At 43.7% G+C, this 21,648-nt stretch carries 13 protein-coding genes and 2 pseudogenes; all 15 read left to right on the forward strand.

Translation table 11 applies throughout. The annotated features are described in order from the left end of the window. Positions 1-297 precede the first annotated feature (297 nt). Positions 298-14,202 carry a beta strand repeat-containing protein gene (locus AC0IWE_RS22930; protein WP_471794888.1) on the forward strand — a complete coding sequence of 4,635 codons (13,905 nt, stop codon included), beginning with the start codon at positions 298-300 and terminating at the stop codon, positions 14,200-14,202. After that, the gene (locus AC0IWE_RS22935) at positions 14,129-14,470 is read left to right on the forward strand and encodes a tandem-95 repeat protein (protein WP_471794889.1); all 342 of its coding nucleotides are present in this window, start codon (positions 14,129-14,131) and stop codon (positions 14,468-14,470) included. The genes AC0IWE_RS22930 and AC0IWE_RS22935 overlap by 74 nt, the downstream gene beginning before the upstream one ends. After that, positions 14,463-14,642 carry an Ig-like domain-containing protein gene (locus AC0IWE_RS22940; protein ID WP_471794900.1) on the forward strand — a complete coding sequence of 60 codons (180 nt, stop codon included), beginning with the start codon at positions 14,463-14,465 and terminating at the stop codon, positions 14,640-14,642. Before AC0IWE_RS22935 ends, AC0IWE_RS22940 begins: the two co-directional genes overlap by 8 nt. Positions 14,643-14,708: 66 nt before the next feature. Then, positions 14,709-14,876 carry an Ig-like domain-containing protein gene (locus AC0IWE_RS22945; RefSeq protein WP_471794890.1) on the forward strand — a complete coding sequence of 56 codons (168 nt, stop codon included), beginning with the start codon at positions 14,709-14,711 and terminating at the stop codon, positions 14,874-14,876. Beyond that, on the forward strand, positions 14,857-15,249 hold the full coding sequence (locus tag AC0IWE_RS22950) for an Ig-like domain-containing protein (protein WP_471794901.1): 393 nt from the start codon (positions 14,857-14,859) through the stop codon (positions 15,247-15,249). Before AC0IWE_RS22945 ends, AC0IWE_RS22950 begins: the two co-directional genes overlap by 20 nt. A 9-nt stretch (positions 15,250-15,258) precedes the next feature. Then, entirely contained in the window at positions 15,259-15,426 is a 168-nt protein-coding gene (locus tag AC0IWE_RS22955) for an Ig-like domain-containing protein (protein WP_471794891.1), read from the forward strand. Positions 15,427-15,436: 10 nt separating this feature from the next. Continuing rightward, positions 15,437-16,396 (forward strand): annotated as a pseudogene (locus AC0IWE_RS22960) (Ig-like domain-containing protein); the annotation flags it as partial. After that, a complete protein-coding gene (locus tag AC0IWE_RS22965; protein WP_471794892.1) occupies positions 16,383-18,245 on the forward strand; it encodes an Ig-like domain-containing protein in 1,863 nt (620 codons plus the stop codon). The pseudogene AC0IWE_RS22960 and the gene AC0IWE_RS22965, both read left to right, overlap by 14 nt. Next, on the forward strand, positions 18,232-18,600 hold the full coding sequence (locus AC0IWE_RS22970; RefSeq protein ID WP_471794893.1) for a gliding motility-associated C-terminal domain-containing protein: 369 nt from the start codon (positions 18,232-18,234) through the stop codon (positions 18,598-18,600). The genes AC0IWE_RS22965 and AC0IWE_RS22970 overlap by 14 nt, the downstream gene beginning before the upstream one ends. A gap of 55 nt (positions 18,601-18,655) precedes the next feature. Then, entirely contained in the window at positions 18,656-19,183 is a 528-nt protein-coding gene (locus AC0IWE_RS22975) for a PorP/SprF family type IX secretion system membrane protein (protein ID WP_471794894.1), read from the forward strand. Beyond that, positions 19,104-19,379: pseudogene (locus AC0IWE_RS22980) on the forward strand (type IX secretion system membrane protein PorP/SprF); the annotation flags it as partial. The gene AC0IWE_RS22975 and the pseudogene AC0IWE_RS22980, both read left to right, overlap by 80 nt. Before the next feature lie 40 nt (positions 19,380-19,419). Further along, positions 19,420-19,632, forward strand: coding sequence for a type IX secretion system membrane protein PorP/SprF (locus AC0IWE_RS22985; RefSeq protein WP_471794895.1), 213 nt, complete (start codon positions 19,420-19,422; stop codon positions 19,630-19,632). Between the two features lie 43 nt (positions 19,633-19,675). Next, complete coding sequence (locus AC0IWE_RS22990; protein ID WP_471794896.1) at positions 19,676-20,230, forward strand: hypothetical protein; 555 nt, start codon at positions 19,676-19,678, stop codon at positions 20,228-20,230. Positions 20,231-20,614: 384 nt separating this feature from the next. After that, positions 20,615-21,289, forward strand: a complete 675-nt coding sequence (locus AC0IWE_RS22995) for a carboxypeptidase-like regulatory domain-containing protein (RefSeq protein WP_471794897.1) — start codon at positions 20,615-20,617, stop codon at positions 21,287-21,289. Next, the gene (locus tag AC0IWE_RS23000) at positions 21,246-21,599 is read left to right on the forward strand and encodes an OmpA family protein (RefSeq protein WP_471794898.1); all 354 of its coding nucleotides are present in this window, start codon (positions 21,246-21,248) and stop codon (positions 21,597-21,599) included. Before AC0IWE_RS22995 ends, AC0IWE_RS23000 begins: the two co-directional genes overlap by 44 nt. Positions 21,600-21,648: the final 49 nt, after the last annotated feature.

Raw genomic sequence — 21,648 nt, forward strand, 5'->3', positions numbered from 1 at the left:
TGTTAAGTGTGTTTAAAAGAACATGCGTTTCAGGTCAGTTGGTAAGTAGTTATCTAAAAGCCAATCTGCATGTCTTACCCTCATCTGATTTCCTAAAGTCAGGCAGGTAGTAACTTAACCTTATCCATAAATAATTTTCTGATGTAGCCAGATCAGTAATATCCCGTTTACGAATCTAATAAGCCATCATTTTAAACATTGAAGAAATACTAATTATACGCTGCTAAAATTTACTCCATGGATAAAAATTTACCTACAATTTTTGGTACATCCACCCCCTTTTCTTTAAAATTCAGTTTGAAAAAGCAATTCAATCTTTGGTTTGCTAAGCTTCTGGTTTTGTTTGCAATCTTGTTTTTCAATACCCAATTGGCTATTGCTCAGGCTCCCCGGTTTTTGCTAAATCCAGGTTTTGAGGCCTATGCTCCAGGTTGTAATGGTCTAGCTTACTCAGTTGTGAGCACTGATGGCATACCTGGATGGATTTCTAATGATAATGTAGGTGGTCCAGGCGTGCTTTGTCAAATTCCAACTAATAGGAATGTAGTTAGACCTATTGAAATCTGGGCAAATGGCTATTTACAAATTCCTCCTAAATCAGGCACCCGACTGGCAGAGGTAAATGCTTTTGTAGCCAATGGGCTTTACCAGGATTTATGTCTTTTACCTGGTGAAACCGTTACTTTTTCAATATGGCACAGAAAACGGGAAAAGAATGACAATCAAAATGAAAATCTTTTAGTCCAGTTAATAGATCCTGCAACCGGTAATACGGTTTCTACAGCAGCAACCAGCCACAATGCGGTTTTTGGTCAATGGACACTTTATCAAGGTGTTGTAACCAATAATGGCGTGCAGGGTACGCGGAGATTAGGCGTTTTTGGGCGGGTTTTTGATTTGAGTGGTAATCCTATAGGAGAGCAATCAGCAGGTAACTTAATTGACGATGCAGATATTGATTTAAAGCCATTAGCAGATATAAGGCGGTTTACTTCACAGGTGATAACAGAAGGAAGTGCCACCAATGGTGCAACTGCTATGGAATTATATATCAGCGGTAACTTAAAAGATGCCGCCACCGTTACCTTGCAAAAAAGTGGTAATGCTACTGCTGTAAGCGATTATACCATAGGTGTACCTACACGAGGAACCATAAGCACAAATGCAGCAGGTGATATTGTTTTAACGCTGCCACCGGGCGATTACGATCCAGTTGTAAGTACAGGAAGTACAGCAGGGATTATCAGTATTCCTTTTACCGCATTAAATGATGGAGTAGCAGAGCCAAATGGCGAAACTGTTACTTATACCATTACCAACACCAACGGAGGCGGCGGCGGTAATGCAAATTTAAATATGGCTTACAATATTGGTGGGTATAGTGCGGGTTGCTCGGTTAGAATAGGAACAGCTTCATTCAATATTTTTGATAGTCCAATAGTATTATCAGGTGCATTGTTTAATGATGCAGATGGTTTAAAAGACAATGCTGTTAACGGTACCGGCACAAATATTTCAGGCTCGATGTATGTTACCGTATTTAATGGTACTACTGTTACAGCCACAAAGTTAATACCCGCTAATGGTATTTTTTCATTCAATGCCGCTGAGGTTCCTAACGGAACATATAGCCTCCGCATAGGTACAAGTTCTGGTGGTGGGCCATCTCTCCCTAATGCAAACTGGGTTTTTACTGGTGAAGGGATTATAACTCAAGGTGATGGTAGCCCTAACGGAATTATCACAGGCATTACTGTAAACAGCAGTAACAGTGTACAAAATGCAAACTTTGGTGTAGAGCGATTGCCGCTAACAGATAATGTAACTGCTAGCGCTCAAGCTAACCCTGGCGGTACTACACAAATAGTGGTGCCAAATTTAAGGGGAAGTGATGCCGAAGACCTTCCAACTTCCAATAGTGATTTATCTGGTAAAGATCTAATCATTAATACCTTGCCTGCGGCTGCAGCCGGAATTTTATATTACAATGGCGTAGCAGTAACTGCCGGGCAAGTAATCCGTGCGTATGAACCTACGCAATTGCAGCTCGATCCGGCAAATGGTACGGTTACACCTACCTTTAGCTATAGTTATAGAGATGAATCATTAAGAACAAGCACATCAGCTGGTACCGTTACCATGGCTTTTAATGAAGTTATTTTAAGTGGAAACGTTTATGCAGATGCGAATGGAGGTACAATTTCAGGAACAGCTACCAATACAATTGGCGGAAACACCCTGTACGCAAATCTTTGTTCAGCCACTGGTACTGTGATTAAAAGCACTGCAGTTTTAGCCAATGGTACATACAGCTTTGCAACAGCAGATGGTGTAACCACAAATTCGAACTTTATTATTGCGGTTTCCAATGGTACGCAGGCTGTAGGAACAAATGTAAATACCACATTGCTTAATGCCAAAAATACAGCAGAGGGTTTAAACAGTAATGGCGATGCCACCCCTGACGGAAAAGTTGCTTTTTCGGTTGTTGCCAGTAGCATAGCAAGTATAAATTTTGCCATTGATCAAATTCCTACCGCCAATAATGCGAGTGCTAATTTTATTACACCTGGCGGTACGGCCACTGTTGTTGTACCCACATTAACGGGTAGCGATCCGGAAGACGGCAATTTCAATGGAACAGGCAATACCAATAAAGTGCAAATTCAAACCTTGCCCACCAGTGGAACATTGTATTATAACGGTGTGGCTGTAACTGTAAATCAGATTATCACCAATTACAATGCATCGTTACTAACTTTTGATCCTCCGGGTGCGGGCACCTTTAGCTTTACTTTTAGCGAAATTGACAATGCTAGTGTTTCAAGTGCTGCTGCAACGGTATCTATGACTTTTAATGCGATACCTGATGCGGTTGATGATAATATCACTTTAAATGAAGATGAAGTATTAAATCGGAATGTAGCTGCCAATGATGTATTAAGTACAGATGGAGGGAATGTGTTTAGTAAAGAAACCGATCCTGCAAACGGAACCTTGGTTTTTAATGCAAACGGAACTTTTATTTATACGCCTAAAGCAAATTATTTTGGATCAGATAGCTTTAAATATAAATTATGCGACATTAATGGCGATTGCGATATTGCAACTGTAACGCTTACCATAAACTCGGTAAATGATTTTCCGGCAGCGGTTGGTGATGCCATTAGTGGCGATGAAGATACGCAGATACAAGGAAATGTTGCCATAAATGATACACCAAGTGGTGATGGCGGTAACGTATGGAGCTTAGTAGGAGTAAATGGTGGTGCTACTAAAGGTACCGTGGTTTTTGCTTCAACCGGATTTTATACATACACCCCTACAGCTAATTTTAATGGTACTGATGTTTTTACCTACCAGGTATGCGATGTTAACCGCGATTGTGCAACGGCTACTGTAACAATTACTGTAAATCCTGTAAATGATTTGCCAGTTGCAAATAATGTAACCAATACGGCTACTTTAAAAAGTGCGGCCGGCGCTAAAACAATCGATCCATTTGTAGCCACAGATATTGATGGAACCATTTCATCATATAAAATTACAAGTATACCTACTACTGCACAAGGTACCTTAGCACTAAACAATACACCAGTTACAATTGGTCAAAATTTAACTCCTGCACAGGCAGCAATTTTAACATTTAACCCAAACCCACTATTTAGCGGTAACATTACATTTACGTATAATGCTACAGATAATTCTGGCGGTGTTTCAAATACCGCAAACTATGGTATTTCGGTGAGCATATCCGATGCTGATAAAGACGGTGTTCCTGATAGTATTGATTTGGATGATGATAATGATGGGATCCCTGATTCAATAGAAGGTACAGGAGATTTTGATAAAGATGGTATTCCAAATTACCTGGATGTAGACTCGGATAATGATGGTATTGTTGATGCCATTGAATCAAACGGAAAAGCATCAAATGATCCTGATAAGGATGGAAGATTTGGTATAGGTGCATTTGTGGATGCCAATGGAAATGGATTAAATGATGCTTTAGATCCGGCAATGGGAGGTACTCCGCTAGTTATTCAAGATAAAGATAAAGACGGGAAACCAAATTATCTTGATCTTGATTCGGATGGAGATGGTTTACCTGACACTTTTGAAGCTGCTTTTTATATTGTTGATGGAGAAAATGATGGCATAATTGGCACAGGTAACATTGTTGATGCCGATGGAGATGGTTTGTCGGATTTAAATGATCCGGATTTTGTAGCCATCAATAGTGCATTTAATCAGGATAGAGATTTCGATGGACTGTCGAATTATTTGGATATCGATTCAGATAACGACGGGATTATCGATAACATTGAAGGCTTACCAACCAATTCTTACGTTGCACCAACCGGGCTGGATACAGATGGTGACGGGATTGATAATGCTTATGATGTAAATAATGGTGGAGTTCCTTCTGGCTATTCCAATATAGATGGTGGTAATGCACCTGATTATGTAGATACCGATGCTGAAAACGATGGATTTAGAGATTGGTTGGAAAATGCAGTTGTGAGTCCGTTGGAGGTAGACAAAGTTAACAACCAGACAGGTGCTACCGGTGGGGATGGAATTATGGATTTGCTTCCTGATGCTGATGGCGATGGACTTGCAGATATTTATGACAATGATAACGGGAATACTAACCCTGTTTTTTATGCAACGAATGGTGGGCAAACGCCATTATCGATGCCAAATACGCAAATTCCGGGTGGGGAAAGAGATTGGCGCGCCAGTATAGATTTTGATAAAGACGGTGTGCCGGATGGTACCGACCTTGATGATGATAATGATGGTATATTAGATGTAGTTGAAGGTATTTTAAATAATACTGATGGTGGATTTGATGGTTTACTTGATTACCACGATTTAGATGCCGATGGCGATGGAATTCCAGATGTTATTGAAGCTGGAGGTAGTGATCCTGATAACAACGGTTTACCTGGAGTAGGCTTAATTGGCACAAATGTAGATGCCAACGGGATTCCGCTTGCCGCAAATGGAGGCTACACGCCGCCTGATACCGATGGTGATGGTATTCCTGATTTCTTAGACCTTGATTCTGATAATGATGGTATTTTTGATGTAATTGAAAATAATGGCCCCGATCAAAATAACGATGGGAAAGCTGGACCTTCATTTACCGGAGATTTTGATGCAGACGGAATTAATGATTATGTAGATAATTATAATAATATTACTGGTTCACTGGCAGGGAAGCCCTCTGGTGTTCCAATGACCGTGAAAGATAACGACGGTGATGGAATTCCCAACTATAGAGATCTTGATTCTGATAATGACGGAATTTTGGATAGCGTAGAAGGAAGTGGAGATACCGATGGAGATGGTATCCCTAATTTCTTGGATCTGGATTCGGATGGAGATGGTATTCCTGATAACATTGAAGCGCAGCTAACGGCAAATTATATTGCTCCATCTGGCATTGATGCCAACCATGACGGAATTGACGATGCCTATGGAACAACTGGTTTAACACCCGTAAATACAGATTCGGCAGACCAACCCGATTACCTGGATCTTGATTCGGACAATGATGGCGATGCAGATACAATTGAAGCATATGATACCAATAATGATGGTATTGCAAATATTGTAAAAGCCGGTACTGATGCTGATGCTGACGGACTGGATGATGCGTTCGACAATAATGATGCTTTATTTAATCCAACAAACGGACAAAACCCTGGCTCTTTTCCAAATCTTGATACTCCGGGAACTACAGAACGCGATTGGAGAGAAGATTATAATATTGCACCCGTAGCCACAACACCTGCTACAATTGTAATGATGGAAGATATCCCAAGAAAATTGACGGGGATTAGTTTTGCAGATCAGGATGCTGGCCAATTGCCAGTTAAAGTTACTTTTTCTGTTGATGCCACTAGTGGTACAATTGCAGCCCTAAGTGCAAATGGCGTAACGGTAAGTGGCGACGGAACCAGTTCGATCACCTTAACAGGTAGTATAACCAGTATTAATGATTTAATCTCAGCTGGTAAACTTACCTATACTCCTTCAGCAAATATCAATGGGATAAGAACGTTAACCATAACCGTTAACGATCAGGGAAATACTGGCGGGCCGGAATTGACAGATACAAAATCTATCAGATTAAATATACAGCCTATAAATGATATTCCCGTAGTGGCTGATATCAATAAAACTGGTTTAGAGGACAATGATATATTATTTACCGCAACTGATTTTAATAACAAGTTTGTTGATGTGGATGGAACGTTGGCAAAAATCCAGGTATTGGCACTTTCTAGCCTTCCTCCGGTAGAACAAGGTGTACTAAAATTAAATGGTGCTAATGTAATTGCTGGTCAGGAAATTTCGGCTTCCGATTTAGGGAACCTCCGATTTGTGCCAGCAACAAACTTTAATGGCAAAGTTACTTTTGGTTATAATGGAAGTGATGGTATAGATTACGCGGCTAATCCGGCAAATATTATTATCACTATTGCCCCGGTAAATGATATTCCTGTGATTGCCTTTATAACCAAATCGGGTAATGAAGATACACCTTTATCGTTTTCAAGCAACGATTTTACCAGTAAATTTACTGATAATGATGGTCAAGCTTTAAATAAGATTCAAATTATTACCCTTCCATCGGCAACGCAAGGCGTATTGCAGCTAAATGGTGTAAACATTGTGCAAAATCAGGAGATTGTTCAGGCTGATTTGCAAAATATCATCTTTATTCCGGCTGCCAATTTTAATGGAAATGCAACTTTCAAATATAACGCTTCAGATGGTGTGGCTTATGCGGATAACCCAAGCGACGTTAATATCACGATTGCTGCCGTTAATGATTTGCCAACTGTTACCCCAATTGTAAAAACCACAGCTGAAGATGTTTCGTTACCATTTACTTTAAATGATTTTATTTCCAATTTTAAAGATCAGGACAATGATGACCTTGAAAAAATTAAGGTAAGCGGGCTTCCCGATCTTACACAAGGCGTTTTAAAGTTAAATGGTGTAACCGTAGTAGAAAATCAGGAAATAGCTGCTGCTAATATCCCGGCCCTGATATTTATTCCTGCCACTAACTTTAATGGAAATACCAGCTTCAGTTGGACAGGTTTCGACGGTACGGATTATGCACCTGTAGCCAATGTTTCAATTACTGTAACTCCGGTAAATGATCCTCCTGTGGTTTCAGATGTTGTAAAATCTGGAAATGAAGATACGGTGATAGGCTTTACCCAGGCAGATTTTACCAGTAATTTTACTGATGCAGATGGCAATCAACTTACTAAAATTCAAATTGTATCTCTTCCTGCCAACGGATTATTAAAACTCAATGGGGTTAATGTTACTTCCGGACAGGAAATTGATGCTGCAGACCTTGCTGAAATTATATTTGTGCCTAACGTTAATTATAATGGAAGCACCACTTTTAAATGGAATGGTTTTGATGGAACCGTGTATGCTGCGGTTGCAGATAATGTAATCATTACAATCAATCCGATAAATGATTTACCGGTTACCGCCAATGATGTTGCTACCATAGTTGAGGATAATACCTTGGTAGTTTCAAGAACTACAGGCTTGTTATCAAACGATAGCGATGTTGATGCAGGTACAGTATTATCAATTACTGGTTATACTTTTCCAGGCATAGTTGGTACACCATTTATTGGGGTCCCTTTTGCCATTCCTGGTGTAGGCAATATCACAATAGCTGATAATGGTGCGTATACATTTGCTCCTTCAGCCAATTATAGTGGGGCAGTTCCTGTAATTACTTATACCATAAACGATGGGGCAGGTGGCACAGCTACCGGTACACTTGCGATAACCATTACCCCTGTAAATGATGCGCCTGTTGCGGTAAGTGATGCCAATACAGCAATAGAGGATACACCGTTAATTACTACTGCTGCTACCGGATTGCTCAGCAATGATACCGATGCAGATGGAAACCAATTAAGTGTAACGGGTTATACCATTGCAGGTATTGCAGGGAATCAATTACCAGGAAATGCGGTAAGTATTGCCGGAGTGGGCAACATTATAATTGCTGCGGATGGTAGTTATACATTTACCCCTGTATTGAATTTTAACGGGCCGGTTCCGGTAATCAGCTATACCATAACAGATGGTACCTCAAGTGCAGTTTCTACCTTATCCTTAACTGTAAGTGCAGTAAATGATCCTCCTGTTGCTGCAAATGATAATGCGACAATACCTGAAGATGCAACACTAACCAGAGCTCAAGGGAATGGATTACTGGCAAATGACATAGACGTTGATTTGAACGCTATATTAAATGTTAGTGCTTTTACTTATCCTGGAATAGTTGGAACGCCTGTTATTGGCATTCCATTTATTATCCCGGCAGTAGGAGAGATTACTATCAACGCAAATGGCAGTTACACATTTATACCAGTGGCTAACTTTAATGGTGCTTTACCATTGATAACTTACACGGTTAAAGATGAAAACGGAGCTACTGCAACGGCTACATTAGCCATTGGTGTTACGCCTGTAAACGATGCACCTGTGGTAAGCAATATTGCTAAAAATGGTGCTGAAGATGCATTAATAACTTTTACAGCTGCAGATTTTACCACTCATTATCTGGATGCCGAAAACAGTGCATTAACAAAAATTAAAGTGGTTACCTTACCAGCAAATGGTAGTTTAAAACTTGCCGGTATAAGTATTACCGCAGGGCAGGAGATTGTTGCAGCAGATTTTGCAAACATTACCTTTTTGCCTAACGCAAATTACAACGGTACCACAACTTTTAAATGGAATGGTTTCGATGGAACGGTTTATGCGAATACAGATGCGAATGTAGATATTACGATAACTCCTGTTAATGATGCTCCGATAGCAGGAAATGACGTTGCCAGTATTATTCAGGGAACAACGTCGCTTGCTCAAAATGCTCCTGGATTATTGGCAAATGACAATGATATTGACGGTAATGTTTTAACCATAACAGGTTATACCGTTGGGGGCGTTGCTGCAACAGTAGGCAGCCCTTATACCATTCCGGGAGTTGGAATAATTACCATTAATTCGAATGGTGGGTATAATTTCACCCCGCTACTCACCTATAATGGATTGGTTCCGCCAATTGTATATACTGCTGATGATGGTCAGGGTGGCACCGCCACGGCAACTTTCAGTATCACCGTTACATCAAACAACCAGGCTCCGGTAGCTGTGGATGATGTGATTGCAATGAATGAAGACGATGGAACGCTTGCCAATACCTTGTTTGGTGGAGCAGGTGATGATGCCGATGCAGATAATGATGCATTTATGGTTACTAATTTTACCATTGATGGCATTACTGGAGATCAGGCCGTTGGCACACCAATTTTAATACCAGAAGTAGGTTCGATTACCATTAACGCTGACGGTACGTATGCCTTTAGTCCGGTATTAAACTTTAACGGGATTGTACCTCAAATCACTTACACCATTAAAGATGATCCTTCTGCGAGGGCGGGAGCAACTGCTGGAGAGGCAAGTGCAAAACTAAAAATAACAGTTAATCCGGTAAACGATGCGCCAGTTGTTACTTCTGAAGTGGAAACCACAGATGAAGATTCGCCCGGAATTACAAAAAATCTCTTAACTAACGATACTGATGTTGAAGGAAGCACGCTAACCATTACCGGTTATAGCATTGCAGGAAATGCAGCAACGCCAGTTTTGGGTACACCATTTAACATCCCAACTATAGGTGCAATTACAATAAATGCCAATGGCGATTACACTTTTGTACCATTGGCTAACTATAATGGAGCCGTTCCTGTAATTAACTACACTGTTTCTGATGGTGCACTCAGCTCGTCTGCAACATTAACCATTAATGTAACTCCGGTAAATGATTTGCCAACGGTAGCAGATATTCAAAAATCTGGAGATGAAGATGCTGTTGTTAACTTTACTGCTTCAGATTTTACCAGCAAATTTTTGGATGAAGATTTGGGTGATGTTTTAACAAAAATTAAAATTATCAGCCTTCCTGCAAATGGTGTTTTAAAATCTGGCACAACAAACCTTACCGTTGGCGACGAAATTAATGCTGCTGATTTAGCCAGCATCACTTTTACGCCAAACGCCAATTATAATGGTTCAGCAACATTTAAATGGGATGCATTTGATGGAACAGCCTACGGAGATGTGTCTGCAAATGTAAACATCACCATTTTACCAGTTAACGATCTGCCAATAGTGAACAGCGAAACTGAAACGATCAATGAAGATTCGCCTGGTTTAATTAAAACTGCTGCTAATGGTTTATTATCAAACGACAATGATCCAGATGGTGATGTGATTGCTGTTTTAGAATATACAGTTAATGGTGTTGTTGGTAGTTCGATAGGTAGCAAATTATTCACAATACCAGCAGTTGGTTCATTAATTATCAAAACAAATGGAAGTTATAAGTTTGTGCCAGTTGCTAATTTTAATGGTAAAGTACCTTCAATTTTATATGCTGTAACTGATGTTAATGGTACAACATATGGAACTCTGGATATTACCGTAACACCTGTAAATGATGCTCCTGTTGCAACAGATGATAGTGGCGTAATAACAGAGGACGAAATTTTAACTGTGCCGGCATCAACTGGTTTGTTAAATAACGATTCTGATGTTGATGGACCATCATTAAGCATAACAGGTTATACCATAGCCGGAATAACGGGTGCTCCAACACCTGGAGCGCCGTTTATTATTCCCGGAATTGGTACCATTATTATAAATGTCGATGGTAGCTATTCATTTAGTCCTGCCGCAAATTACAGTGGAACAGTTCCGGTAATTGTTTATACAGTAAGTGATGGTTCATTAACCTCAACAGCGAGTTTGACATTAAATATTACTCCTATAAACGATGCACCTATTGCCAACGATGATGCTATAAGCATAGCAGAAGATGCTTCGCTAACAAGGTCTGCATCAAATGGATTATTATCAAATGATACTGATGCCGATGGCAATACCCTGAACATTACCAATTACACAGTAAATGGCGTAAATGATACACCAGTAATTGGTACACCATTTACCATACCAGATAAGGGTACTATAACCATTAATTCTGATGGAAGTTATACCTTCGTGCCAATCCAAAACTATAATGGAACAGTGCCATTAATTAACTATATTGTTGGTGATGGCAATGGAGGTACAGTCTCTGCTAACCTGGCAATTACGGTTACCGCACTGAATGATGCACCTGTTGCAACTAATGATGTTCAAGTAACTAATGAAGATGAAACACTCACTATTAGTGCAGCCGCTGGATTACTGGCGAACGATAGTGACATTGATGGCGATGCTTTATTAATCAGCAGCTTTACTGTAGCTGGTATGCCGGGTAATCAGCAGTTAAACAGCAATGTTAATATTACAGGTGCTGGAGGGATAGCGATAGGTTCAATCAATATTAAGGATGATGGAAGCTATATTTTTATTCCTGCACCAAATTTTAATGGTTCGGTGCCGATTATTACTTATACACTTAGTGATGGAACAACTATTGCGACAGCTACTTTATCAATTAATGTCAATTCAGTTAATGATGAACCTGTGGCCACAGCAATTCCGGCATCCATCACTACTACAGAGGATACCCCGCAAAATGGAAAAATTACTGCAACAGATGCAGATGGAGATCCGTTAACATTTACACTAACTACTGCACCAGCTAATGGTAAAGTGGTGTTAAATGCAGATGGTACTTATACTTACACACCAAATGCAAATTACAACGGAACTGACGCTTTTGTGGTTATTGTTAGCGACGGCAATGGGGGCACAGTTCAGGTTACCGTGCCAATAAATGTTACGGCCGTGAATGACCTTCCGGTAGCTTCTTCTCCGGCAATAGTTACGTTGGAAGACACTCCTAAAACAGGTGCGGTAACAGCTTCAGATCCTGATGGAGATTCATTAACCTATACGGTCAGTAATCCACCAAGTTTTGGTACTTTGACTTTAAATGTTGATGGTACTTATACCTATGTTCCATCACAGGATTATAATGGTCCGGATAGCTTTAGTATTTTGGTGAGTGATCCAAATGGAGGTTCAACGATTGTAAATGTTCCGGTAACAGTAACAAAAGTTAACGATGTTCCGGTGGCCAATAATGCACCTGTGGTTACACCAGAAGATACTCCAGTAAACGGAATCGTTAATGCAACTGATGCCGACGGAGATGCCCTCACTTTTGTTGTTACTTCAGATCCAAAAAATGGAACGGTAACCTTAAAGTCAGATGGTAGCTATACCTATACACCTGCGTTAAATTATAACGGTTCAGATCGTTTTACGGTAAAAATTAGTGATACCGAAGTAGGAAGCATTTTTACAGATATTTTGGTAACAGTTACACCAGTAAACGATATTCCGCGTGTTGAGCCAACAACAGTTTTAACCAGAGAGGATACCCCATATAGTGGAGCACTGGTAGCAAGTGATTTAGATGGAGATGCATTAAGTTATACGGTAACTAACCCACCTTTACACGGCGATTTAACTGTACAGAGCGATGGAACTTTTATTTATAAACCAGCGCTGAATTATAATGGAACAGATGCTTTTACTGTAGCTGTTAGTGATGGCAATGGAGGTACGGTTAATTTAACAGTTCCGGTAAGGGTAACACCTGTAAATGATGCTCCAATAGCTAATTCTCCAGCGATAACAACTCCAGAGGATACACCAAAAACTGGAAGGGTTACAGCCAGCGATATTGATGGTGATGCAGTTATGTACGTATTAACCACACCACCGACCAATGGTAAAGTTGTGCTTAATACGAATGGTACTTATACTTATACTCCGGCACCAAACTATAACGGTACAGATGCCTTTACAGTAACCGTAAACGATGGTAACGGGGGTAGAGTTGTTGTAACCACTTCTGTAACGGTTACTCCGGTTAATGATGCGCCTGTGGCTTCATCGCCAGCAATCAGTTCTTCAGAAGACAATTCAGTTAACGGGAAAATTACCGCTACCGATGCAGACGGCGATCCGCTAACCTTTACGGTAAGCACACCTCCTGCACATGGAACAGTTGTGGTAAACCCTGACGGAACCTACACCTATACACCGGCACCAAATTACAACGGTACGGATACCTTTACGGTAACAGTAAGTGATGGTAACGGTGGTACTACAACGGTAACTATTCCGGTAACCATAACACCTGTGAACGATGCACCAGTAGCAACTTCACCAGCAGTTACAGGTAATGAGGATTCGCCAATAAGCGGAACCATCACCGCTACCGACGCAGATGGCGATCCGCTGACCTTTACGGTAAGCACACCTCCTGCAAATGGAACAGTTGTGGTAAACCCTGACGGAAGCTACACTTATACACCGGCACCAAACTATAATGGTACTGATGCCTTTACGGTAATGGTAAGTGATGGTAACGGTGGCACAACCACGGTAACAATCAATGTGACCGTTACTCCTGCAAATGATGCACCAGGCGCAACTTCACCAGCGGTTACTGGTAATGAGGATTCGCCAATAAGCGGAACCATTACGGCTACCGATGCAGACGGTGATCCACTTACTTTCACAGTGGCTACACCTCCTGCAAACGGAACAGTTGTCGTAAACCCTGACGGTACTTATACCTATACTCCTGCACCAAACTATAATGGTACTGATGTGTTCACGGTAACAGTAAGCGATGGCAAAGGCGGTACAACCACGGTAACCATCAATGTTACCGTTACTCCTGCGAACGATGCACCAGTTGCAACTTCACCAGCGGTTACTGGTAATGAGGATTCGCCAATAAGCGGAACCATTACCGCTACCGATGCAGACGGTGATCCGCTGACCTTTACGGTAAGCACACCACCTGCACATGGAACAGTTGTGGTAAATCCTGACGGAACCTATACTTATACTCCTTCACAAAACTATAATGGTACGGATACCTTTACGGTAACAGTAAGCGATGGTAACGGTGGGACTACAACGGTAACTATTCCGGTAACCATAACACCTGCAAACGATGCACCAGTTGCAACTTCACCAGCGGTTACTGGTAATGAGGATTTGCCAATCAACGGGACCATTACCGCAACCGATGCAGACGGCGATCCGCAGACCTTTACGGTTAGCTACACCTCCGGCACACGGAACAGTTGTGGTAAACCCTGACGGTACCTACACCTATACTCCTGCACCAAACTACAACGGTACGGATACCTTTACGGTAACAGTAAGCGATGGCAAAGGTGGTACTACAACGGTAACCATCAACGTAACCGTAACTCCGGTTAACGATGCTCCGGTTGCCACGGCTCCAGCGATTTTAACCAATAAGAACATCCCGGTTAATGGAACCATTACCGCAAGCGATGTGGATGGCGATGCCCTTACTTTCACAGTAAGCACTCCACCTGCACATGGAACGGTAACTGGTTAATGCAGACGGAACCTATACCTATACCCCGGCCAACAACTATAGCGGCAGCGATGTGTTCACGGTAACGGTAAGTGATGGCAAAGGTGGTACAGCCACGGTAACCATCAACGTTACCGTCAACCCGACCAATGTTGCACCAGTGGTTTCATGCACCAGCGGTTACAGGCAATGAGGATTCGCCAATCAACGGCAGCATTACTGCTACCGATGCAGACGGCGATCCACTTGACCTTTCACAGTGGCTACGCCTCCGGCAAACGGAACTGTTGTGGTAAACCCTGATGGAACCTATACGTATACTCCTGCACCAAATTACAACGGTACCGATACCTTTACGGTAACAGTAAGCGATGGCAAAGGTGGTACCACAACGGTAACCAGTCAACATAACCGTAACTCCGGTTAACGATGCTCCTGTTGCCACGGCTCCTGCGATTGTAACCAATAAAAACATCCCGGTTAATGGAACCATTACCGCAAGCGATGTGGATGGCGATGCACTTACTTTCACGGTAAGCACACCACCTGCACATGGTACGGTAACTGTTAATGCCGACGGAACTTACACCTACACCCCGGCCAACAACTACAGCGGCAGCGATGTGTTCACGGTAACGGTAAGTGATGGCAAAGGTGGTACAACCACGGTAACCATCAATGTAACCGTCAACCCGACCAATGTTGCACCAGTGGTTACTGCCCCGGCGGTTACTGGTGATGAGGATTCGCCAATCAAGCGGAACCATTACGGCTACCGATGCAGACGGCGATCCACTTGACCTTTCACAGTGGCTACGCCTCCGGCAAACGGAACTGTTGTGGTAAATCCTGATGGAACCTATACGTATACTCCGGCACCAAATTACAACGGTACTGATAGCTTTACGGTAACAGTAAGCGATGGCAAAGGCGGTACAACCACGGTAACCAGTCAACGTAACCGTAACTCCGGTTAACGATGCTCCGGTTGCCACATCGCCAGCGATTGTAACCAATAAGAACATCCCGGTTAACGGAACCATTACCGCAAGCGATGTGGATGGCGATGCCCTTACTTTCACGGTAAGCACGCCACCTGCACATGGAACGGTAACGGTTAATGCAGATGGAACATATACTTATACCCCGGCCAACAACTACAGCGGCAGCGATGTGTTCACGGTTACAGTAAGTGATGGCAAAGGTGGCACAGCCACGGTAACCATCAACGTTACAATCAACCCGACCAATGTTGCGCCAGTGGTTACTGCTCCGGCGGTTACAGGTAATGAGGATTCGCCAATAAGCGGAACCATTACGGCTACCGATGCAGACGGTGATCCGCTGACCTTTACGGTTACTACGCCTCCGGCAAACGGAACAGTTGTGGTAAATCCTGATGGAACCTATACCTACACTCCGGCACCAAATTACAACGGTACCGATACCTTTACGGTAACAGTAAGCGATGGAAAAGGTGGTACCACAACGGTAACAATCAACGTAACCATTACTCCGGTGAACGATGCTCCGGTTGCCACGGCTCCTGCGATTGTAACCAATAAGAACATCGCGGTTAACGGAACCATTACCGCAAGTGATGTGGATGGCGATGCACTTACTTTTACGGTAAGCACTCCACCTGCACATGGAACGGTAACTGTTAAAGCCGACGGAACTTACGTATATACCCCGGCCAACAACTACAGCGGCAGCGATGTGTTCACGGTAACTATAAGCGATGGCAAAGGTGGTACAGCCACGGTAACCATCAATGTTACGGTTAACCCGACCAATGTTGCACCAGTGGTTACTGCACCTGCGGTTACAGGTAATGAGGATTCGCCAATCAACGGCACCATTACCGCTACTGATGCAGACGGCGATCCGCTGACCTTTACCGTTTGTTACGCCTCCGGCACACGGAACAGTTGTGGTAAACCCTGACGGAACCTATACGTATACTCCTGCACCAAATTACAACGGTACCGATACCTTTACGGTAACGGTAAGTGATGGAAAAGGTGGAACCACAACGGTAACCATCAACGTAACCGTTACTCCGGTGAACGATGCTCCGGTTGCTACATCGCCAGCGATTGTAACCAATAAAAACATCCCGGTTAACGGCACCATTACCGCAAGTGATGTGGATGGCGATGCCCTTACTTTCACGGTAAGCACGCCACCTGCACATGGAACGGTTGTGGTTAAAGCCGACGGAACCTACACCTACACCCCGGCCAACAACTACAGCGGCAGCGATGTGTTCACGGTAACAGTTAGCGATGGCAAAGGTGGTACAACCACGGTAACCATCAACGTTACAATCAACCCGACCAATGTTGCGCCAGTGGTTACTGCACCGGCGGTTACAGGCAATGAGGATTCGCCGATCAACGGAACCATTACCGCTACCGATGCAGACGGTGATCCACTTACTTTCACAGTGGCTACACCTCCGGCAAACGGAACAATGATAATAAATCCTGATGGAACCTACACATATACACCTACACCAAATTACAACGGTACCGATAGCTTTACGGTAACAGTAAGCGATGGAAAAGGTGGAACCACAACGGTAACAGTAAACGTAACCGTAACTCCGGTTAACGATGCTCCGGTTGCCACAGCACCTGCAGTTACCACTCCGCATAATACGGCGGTTAACGGAGCCATTACTGCCAGTGATGTGGACGGTGATGCACTTACCTTTACGGTAACTGCACAGCCAGCGCATGGAACGGTTGTGGTGAATGCAAACGGTACTTACACTTATACACCAACAGCCGGTTACTCAGGTAACGATACCTTCACCATAACGGTAAGCGATGGCAAAGGCGGCACCGTTACAGTAACCGTTCCGGTTACCGTAACCCTGGTAGCTGCACCGGCCATGAGCCTGACCAAAACGGCTACCAACACGGTAAGCAAAGTGGGCGATGTGATCAATTACAACATCATTGTAACCAACACCGGTAACGTAACCTTAACAAATGTTGCGGTAACCGATGCAGGAGCAGATGCAGGATCACTTACCCCTGCAGGCATAGCAAGCCTGTTACCTGGCAGCAGTGTAACGGTAACCGCAAGGCACACCGTTACCTTAACCGAGGTAAACGCAGGCTCGTTCAGCAACCAGGCTTCTGCAACGGCACAGACCCCGGGCGGAAGTATTTTGAACAAACCTAAATCAGACGATCCGAACACAATTGCGGTTGATGATGCAACAGTAACGGTAATTGCTCCGGCCTCAATGATCACCCTGGTTAAAACCGGAACGGTGAGCACTGATGGAAACAGCATTACCTACAGCTTCAGTGTTAAAAACACCGGAAACGTAACGCTTCACATCATTACCCTTGTGGATGCCAAACTTGGATTGAACAGGGTGATCCCTGGTACACTGGCCCCTGGTGCAACGGTAACCGATAGCTATGTTTACCAGTTGACCCAGGCCGATAAAGATGCAGGAAGTGTAACCAACTCGGCAAGCATTACCGGCCAGACCCCGGCAAATGTTGCGGTGAGCGATGTCTCCGGTACGGCCGAAAACAACAATACGCCAACGGTAACCACATTCCCTAAATCGCCGACAGCTGTCGACGATAAGGCACAGGTGTTGACCAGCGGACCAATTGTGATCAATATTTTGGCTAATGATGATCCAGGTAATAGTACCCTCGATAAATTAACTATTGAAATAATGAATCCGCCTAAACACGGTACCGTAAAAGTAAATGCAGATGGTACGGTAACTTATACACCTGATCCTGGTTATGTGGGTAGATGATGTGTTTACCTACCGCGTAAAAGATGCTTATGGATATTATACCAATGTGGCAACGGTAACTTTAACCGCCAACTTTACAGGCATTACCGTCCCTAACCTGTTTACACCGAACGGCGACGGTATCAACGATACCTTCGAGATCATCGGCCTTAACCAGTACCAGGTTAATGAACTGCAGATTGTGAACAGATGGGGCAATGAAGTGTTCCATGCCAAAGGTTACCAGAACAACTGGACGGGCGAGGGGTTGAATGAAGGTACTTATTACTACCTGCTGCGTGTTAAAAAAGCAGGAAGCGATCAGTATGAAGTGTTTAAAGGCTACATCACATTGATCAGGGCGTTTAAAAAATAAGATAAGACTTAGTGCAGCCAGGAGTTTCAACCTGGTTGCGCTTTAAGATATTACGATGATGAAGAAATTAATATTGTTAATAGCAGGTTCGCTTTTGTTGCTTTCGCGACCGGCATCTGCACAACAGGATGCCCAGTACAGCCAGTATATGTTCAACGGGATTTATATCAACCCGGCTTACGCAGGATATAAGGAAGTGCTGAATGTGCACAGTTTTTACCGGAGCCAGTGGACGGGCATTACCGGGGCACCGAGGAGCATGTCGCTCGCGGTGGATGCCATTGCCAACAGCGGCAACGTGGGTTTGGCGCTTCAGGTGGCCAGCGATAAACTGGGTGCGCAGAACAACCTGAGCATTTACGGCAACTATGCTTACCGCATCAGGATGAACGACGACGGAAGCTCAAGATTGGCTTTAGGCCTTGGTATTGGCATGGTACAGTTGGGGATTGACGGCTCCATGCTGAACCCTGAACAACCCGGAGCCCAACCAGCCCGTGGGCATGCAGAGCACTATTGTGCCCGATGCCAGGGCAGGGGTTTATTTTGCCAGCGACAGGTATTATGCAGGCTTTTCGGTTGACAACCTGATCGCCACCTACATCAACATCGACCGTTATGCCTTTATCCCACAGCCAAAACCGCATTATTATTTAACAGCCGGTGCTTTGTTCCCGCTATCTGAGGATTTTCAGATCAAGCCTTCCTTTCTGATAAAGGACGACCGGGGCGGCCCTACCAGTCTGGATGTGAACGCCTTCCTGCTGATCAAGGAGTTTTTATGGGTGGGCGGTTCTTACCGTACCGGGGTAAAACTTTATGATAAAAGCTACCTGCAGAAAGACCTTACGCCAAGGAACTCCGCAGTGGCCGCCATCCAGATCTTCCCATCGGAGAAAGATCAGGATCGGTTACGGTTACGACTTTTCCGTTGGCCCTTTGCAGGGCTACAGCGGCGGAACGCATGAGATCTCACTATCTTATTCGTTCTTCAAACCGAACGTTAGAATGGCAACCCCACGGGTATTTTAAACAACAACATCCAGTAATCTGACCTAATTAGCTCAACAAAACAATGAAAAGAATTTTAATAGCTGCCTGCCTTTCTGCATGTTTTCTGTTTGCATCCGGCTTTCCGGCCAGGGCACAGTATGTAATAAAAGATGCCGACAAAGCTTACGGACTGTTCAACTACAGCAAAGCGGTTGATCTTTACGAACAGGCCTATCAAAAGAAAAAATCCCTGCATGCGGCAGAGCGTCTGGCCAGTGCCTATGCCATGGTTTACAACTATAAACAGGCAGAAAGCTGGTATGCCATCGCCTCTCAGATGCCGGGCAGCAGACCGGCAAATATTTTGGGCTATGCCAGGGCATTGCAGAGCAATTCGAAATACAGCGAGGCGAAAGTTCAGTATCTGAATTACATCGATAAAAAGAAAGACGTACCGGAAAAGCAGCAGGCCGTTTGGGTCTCCTCCTGCGATTCGGCCTTGAAATGGATCAGGAACCCGAAGAAAATTGAGCTGGTGAACCAGGTGGCGTTGAACAGTGCACAGTCTGACTGGGGTGCGGTTGACTATCAGGGCGGGGTGGTTTTTACTTCTGACAGGGCGGTCAAAGGGATCTAGGATCTGAACAGGAAAACAAACCTTTTTTACGTTTCGACGGATCAAAGGAACCGGACAAACAGGTTTACGGATGGACGGGCAACGGATACCTGAAACTGTATGTAAAACCTTCACCAACCGACAGTTTACAGTTGTTCCCTCTAAAAGCGGGCACAAGGTACCATGTAGGTTCGGCAAGTTTTACGGGCGACGGTAAAACCATGTATTTTACCTTAACACGGATCTCCAGTTCGAACTGGAAAAAGTAAAGAACAAACCTACACACTGTAAATGTGGAAATTTACAGCAGCACCAAGGGTTCGGATGGCGTTTGGGGCGAACCTGTTTCTTTTGCATACAATGATGTGAACGGTTATTCTGTGGGCGACCCCTTTATTACCAAAGATGGCAGACAGCCTTTACTTTGCTTCGAACATGCCCGGTGGAGTTGGTGCTACAGATATTTATGTCTGCCTTAAAACCGATGCGGGCGCATGGGGCAAACCCATCAACCTGAAAGAGGTGAATACGGAGGGGAACGACAGAAGTCCGGTATTTGATGAAAAGGACAACTTTTATTTCTCCAGCGACGGCCGGACCGGGATGGGTGGACTGGATGTCTTTATGGCCCTGAGGGAAGGTGGCAGCATTGGCCGGATTGAAAACCTGGGCTATCCTTTAAACTCCCCACAGGATGATTTCGGTTTCAGCCTGAATGAAAAGGGTGGCATTGTTTACCTGTCTTCCAACCGTGAGGGCGGCATGGGCAGTGATGATATTTACACCATCGATCAGAAAATGATCCTCGCCTTTAAGCTGGAGGGAAGGGTTTTTGACAAGAACAGCAACCAGCCTATTGCAGGTGCTTTGGTGAGCCTGGCGAAAGTAAACGGCTCGATCCTGAAAACAGAAACCGATGAAAGCGGCAGTTACAGATTCAACCTGGCCAAAGAAACAGAATACAATGTTTCGGCAGAGAAAACCGGTTACAGATCTGATGTGGAAAACCTGGCTACCATTGGTTTAACAACTTCTAGTGTGCTCAACCAGGATTTATATCTCGGAAGCTATCGTAATTGATAAGGGCATCAGGATTGAAAACATTTATTACGATTTTGATAAATGGAACATCCGTGCAGATGCAGCGGTTGAACTCGACAAACTGGTAAAGATCATGACTGATAACCCTACGATCTGGATCGAACTGGGTTCGCACACCGACAGCAGGGGTAAAGATGGCTACAACCTGAACCTATCGCAAAAAAGAGCAGAATCGGCGGTTCAGTACATCATCTCAAAAGGCATTGATAAAAACCGCATTACCGCCAAAGGTTATGGCGAAACCCAGCTGCTTAACAAATGTGCCAATGGTGTAGCGTGTAGCAGATAACAGATCACCAGTTGAACAGGCGTACGGAGTTTAAAATTGTAAAGCAGTA

Source organism: Pedobacter sp. AC402 (assembly GCF_979252805.1).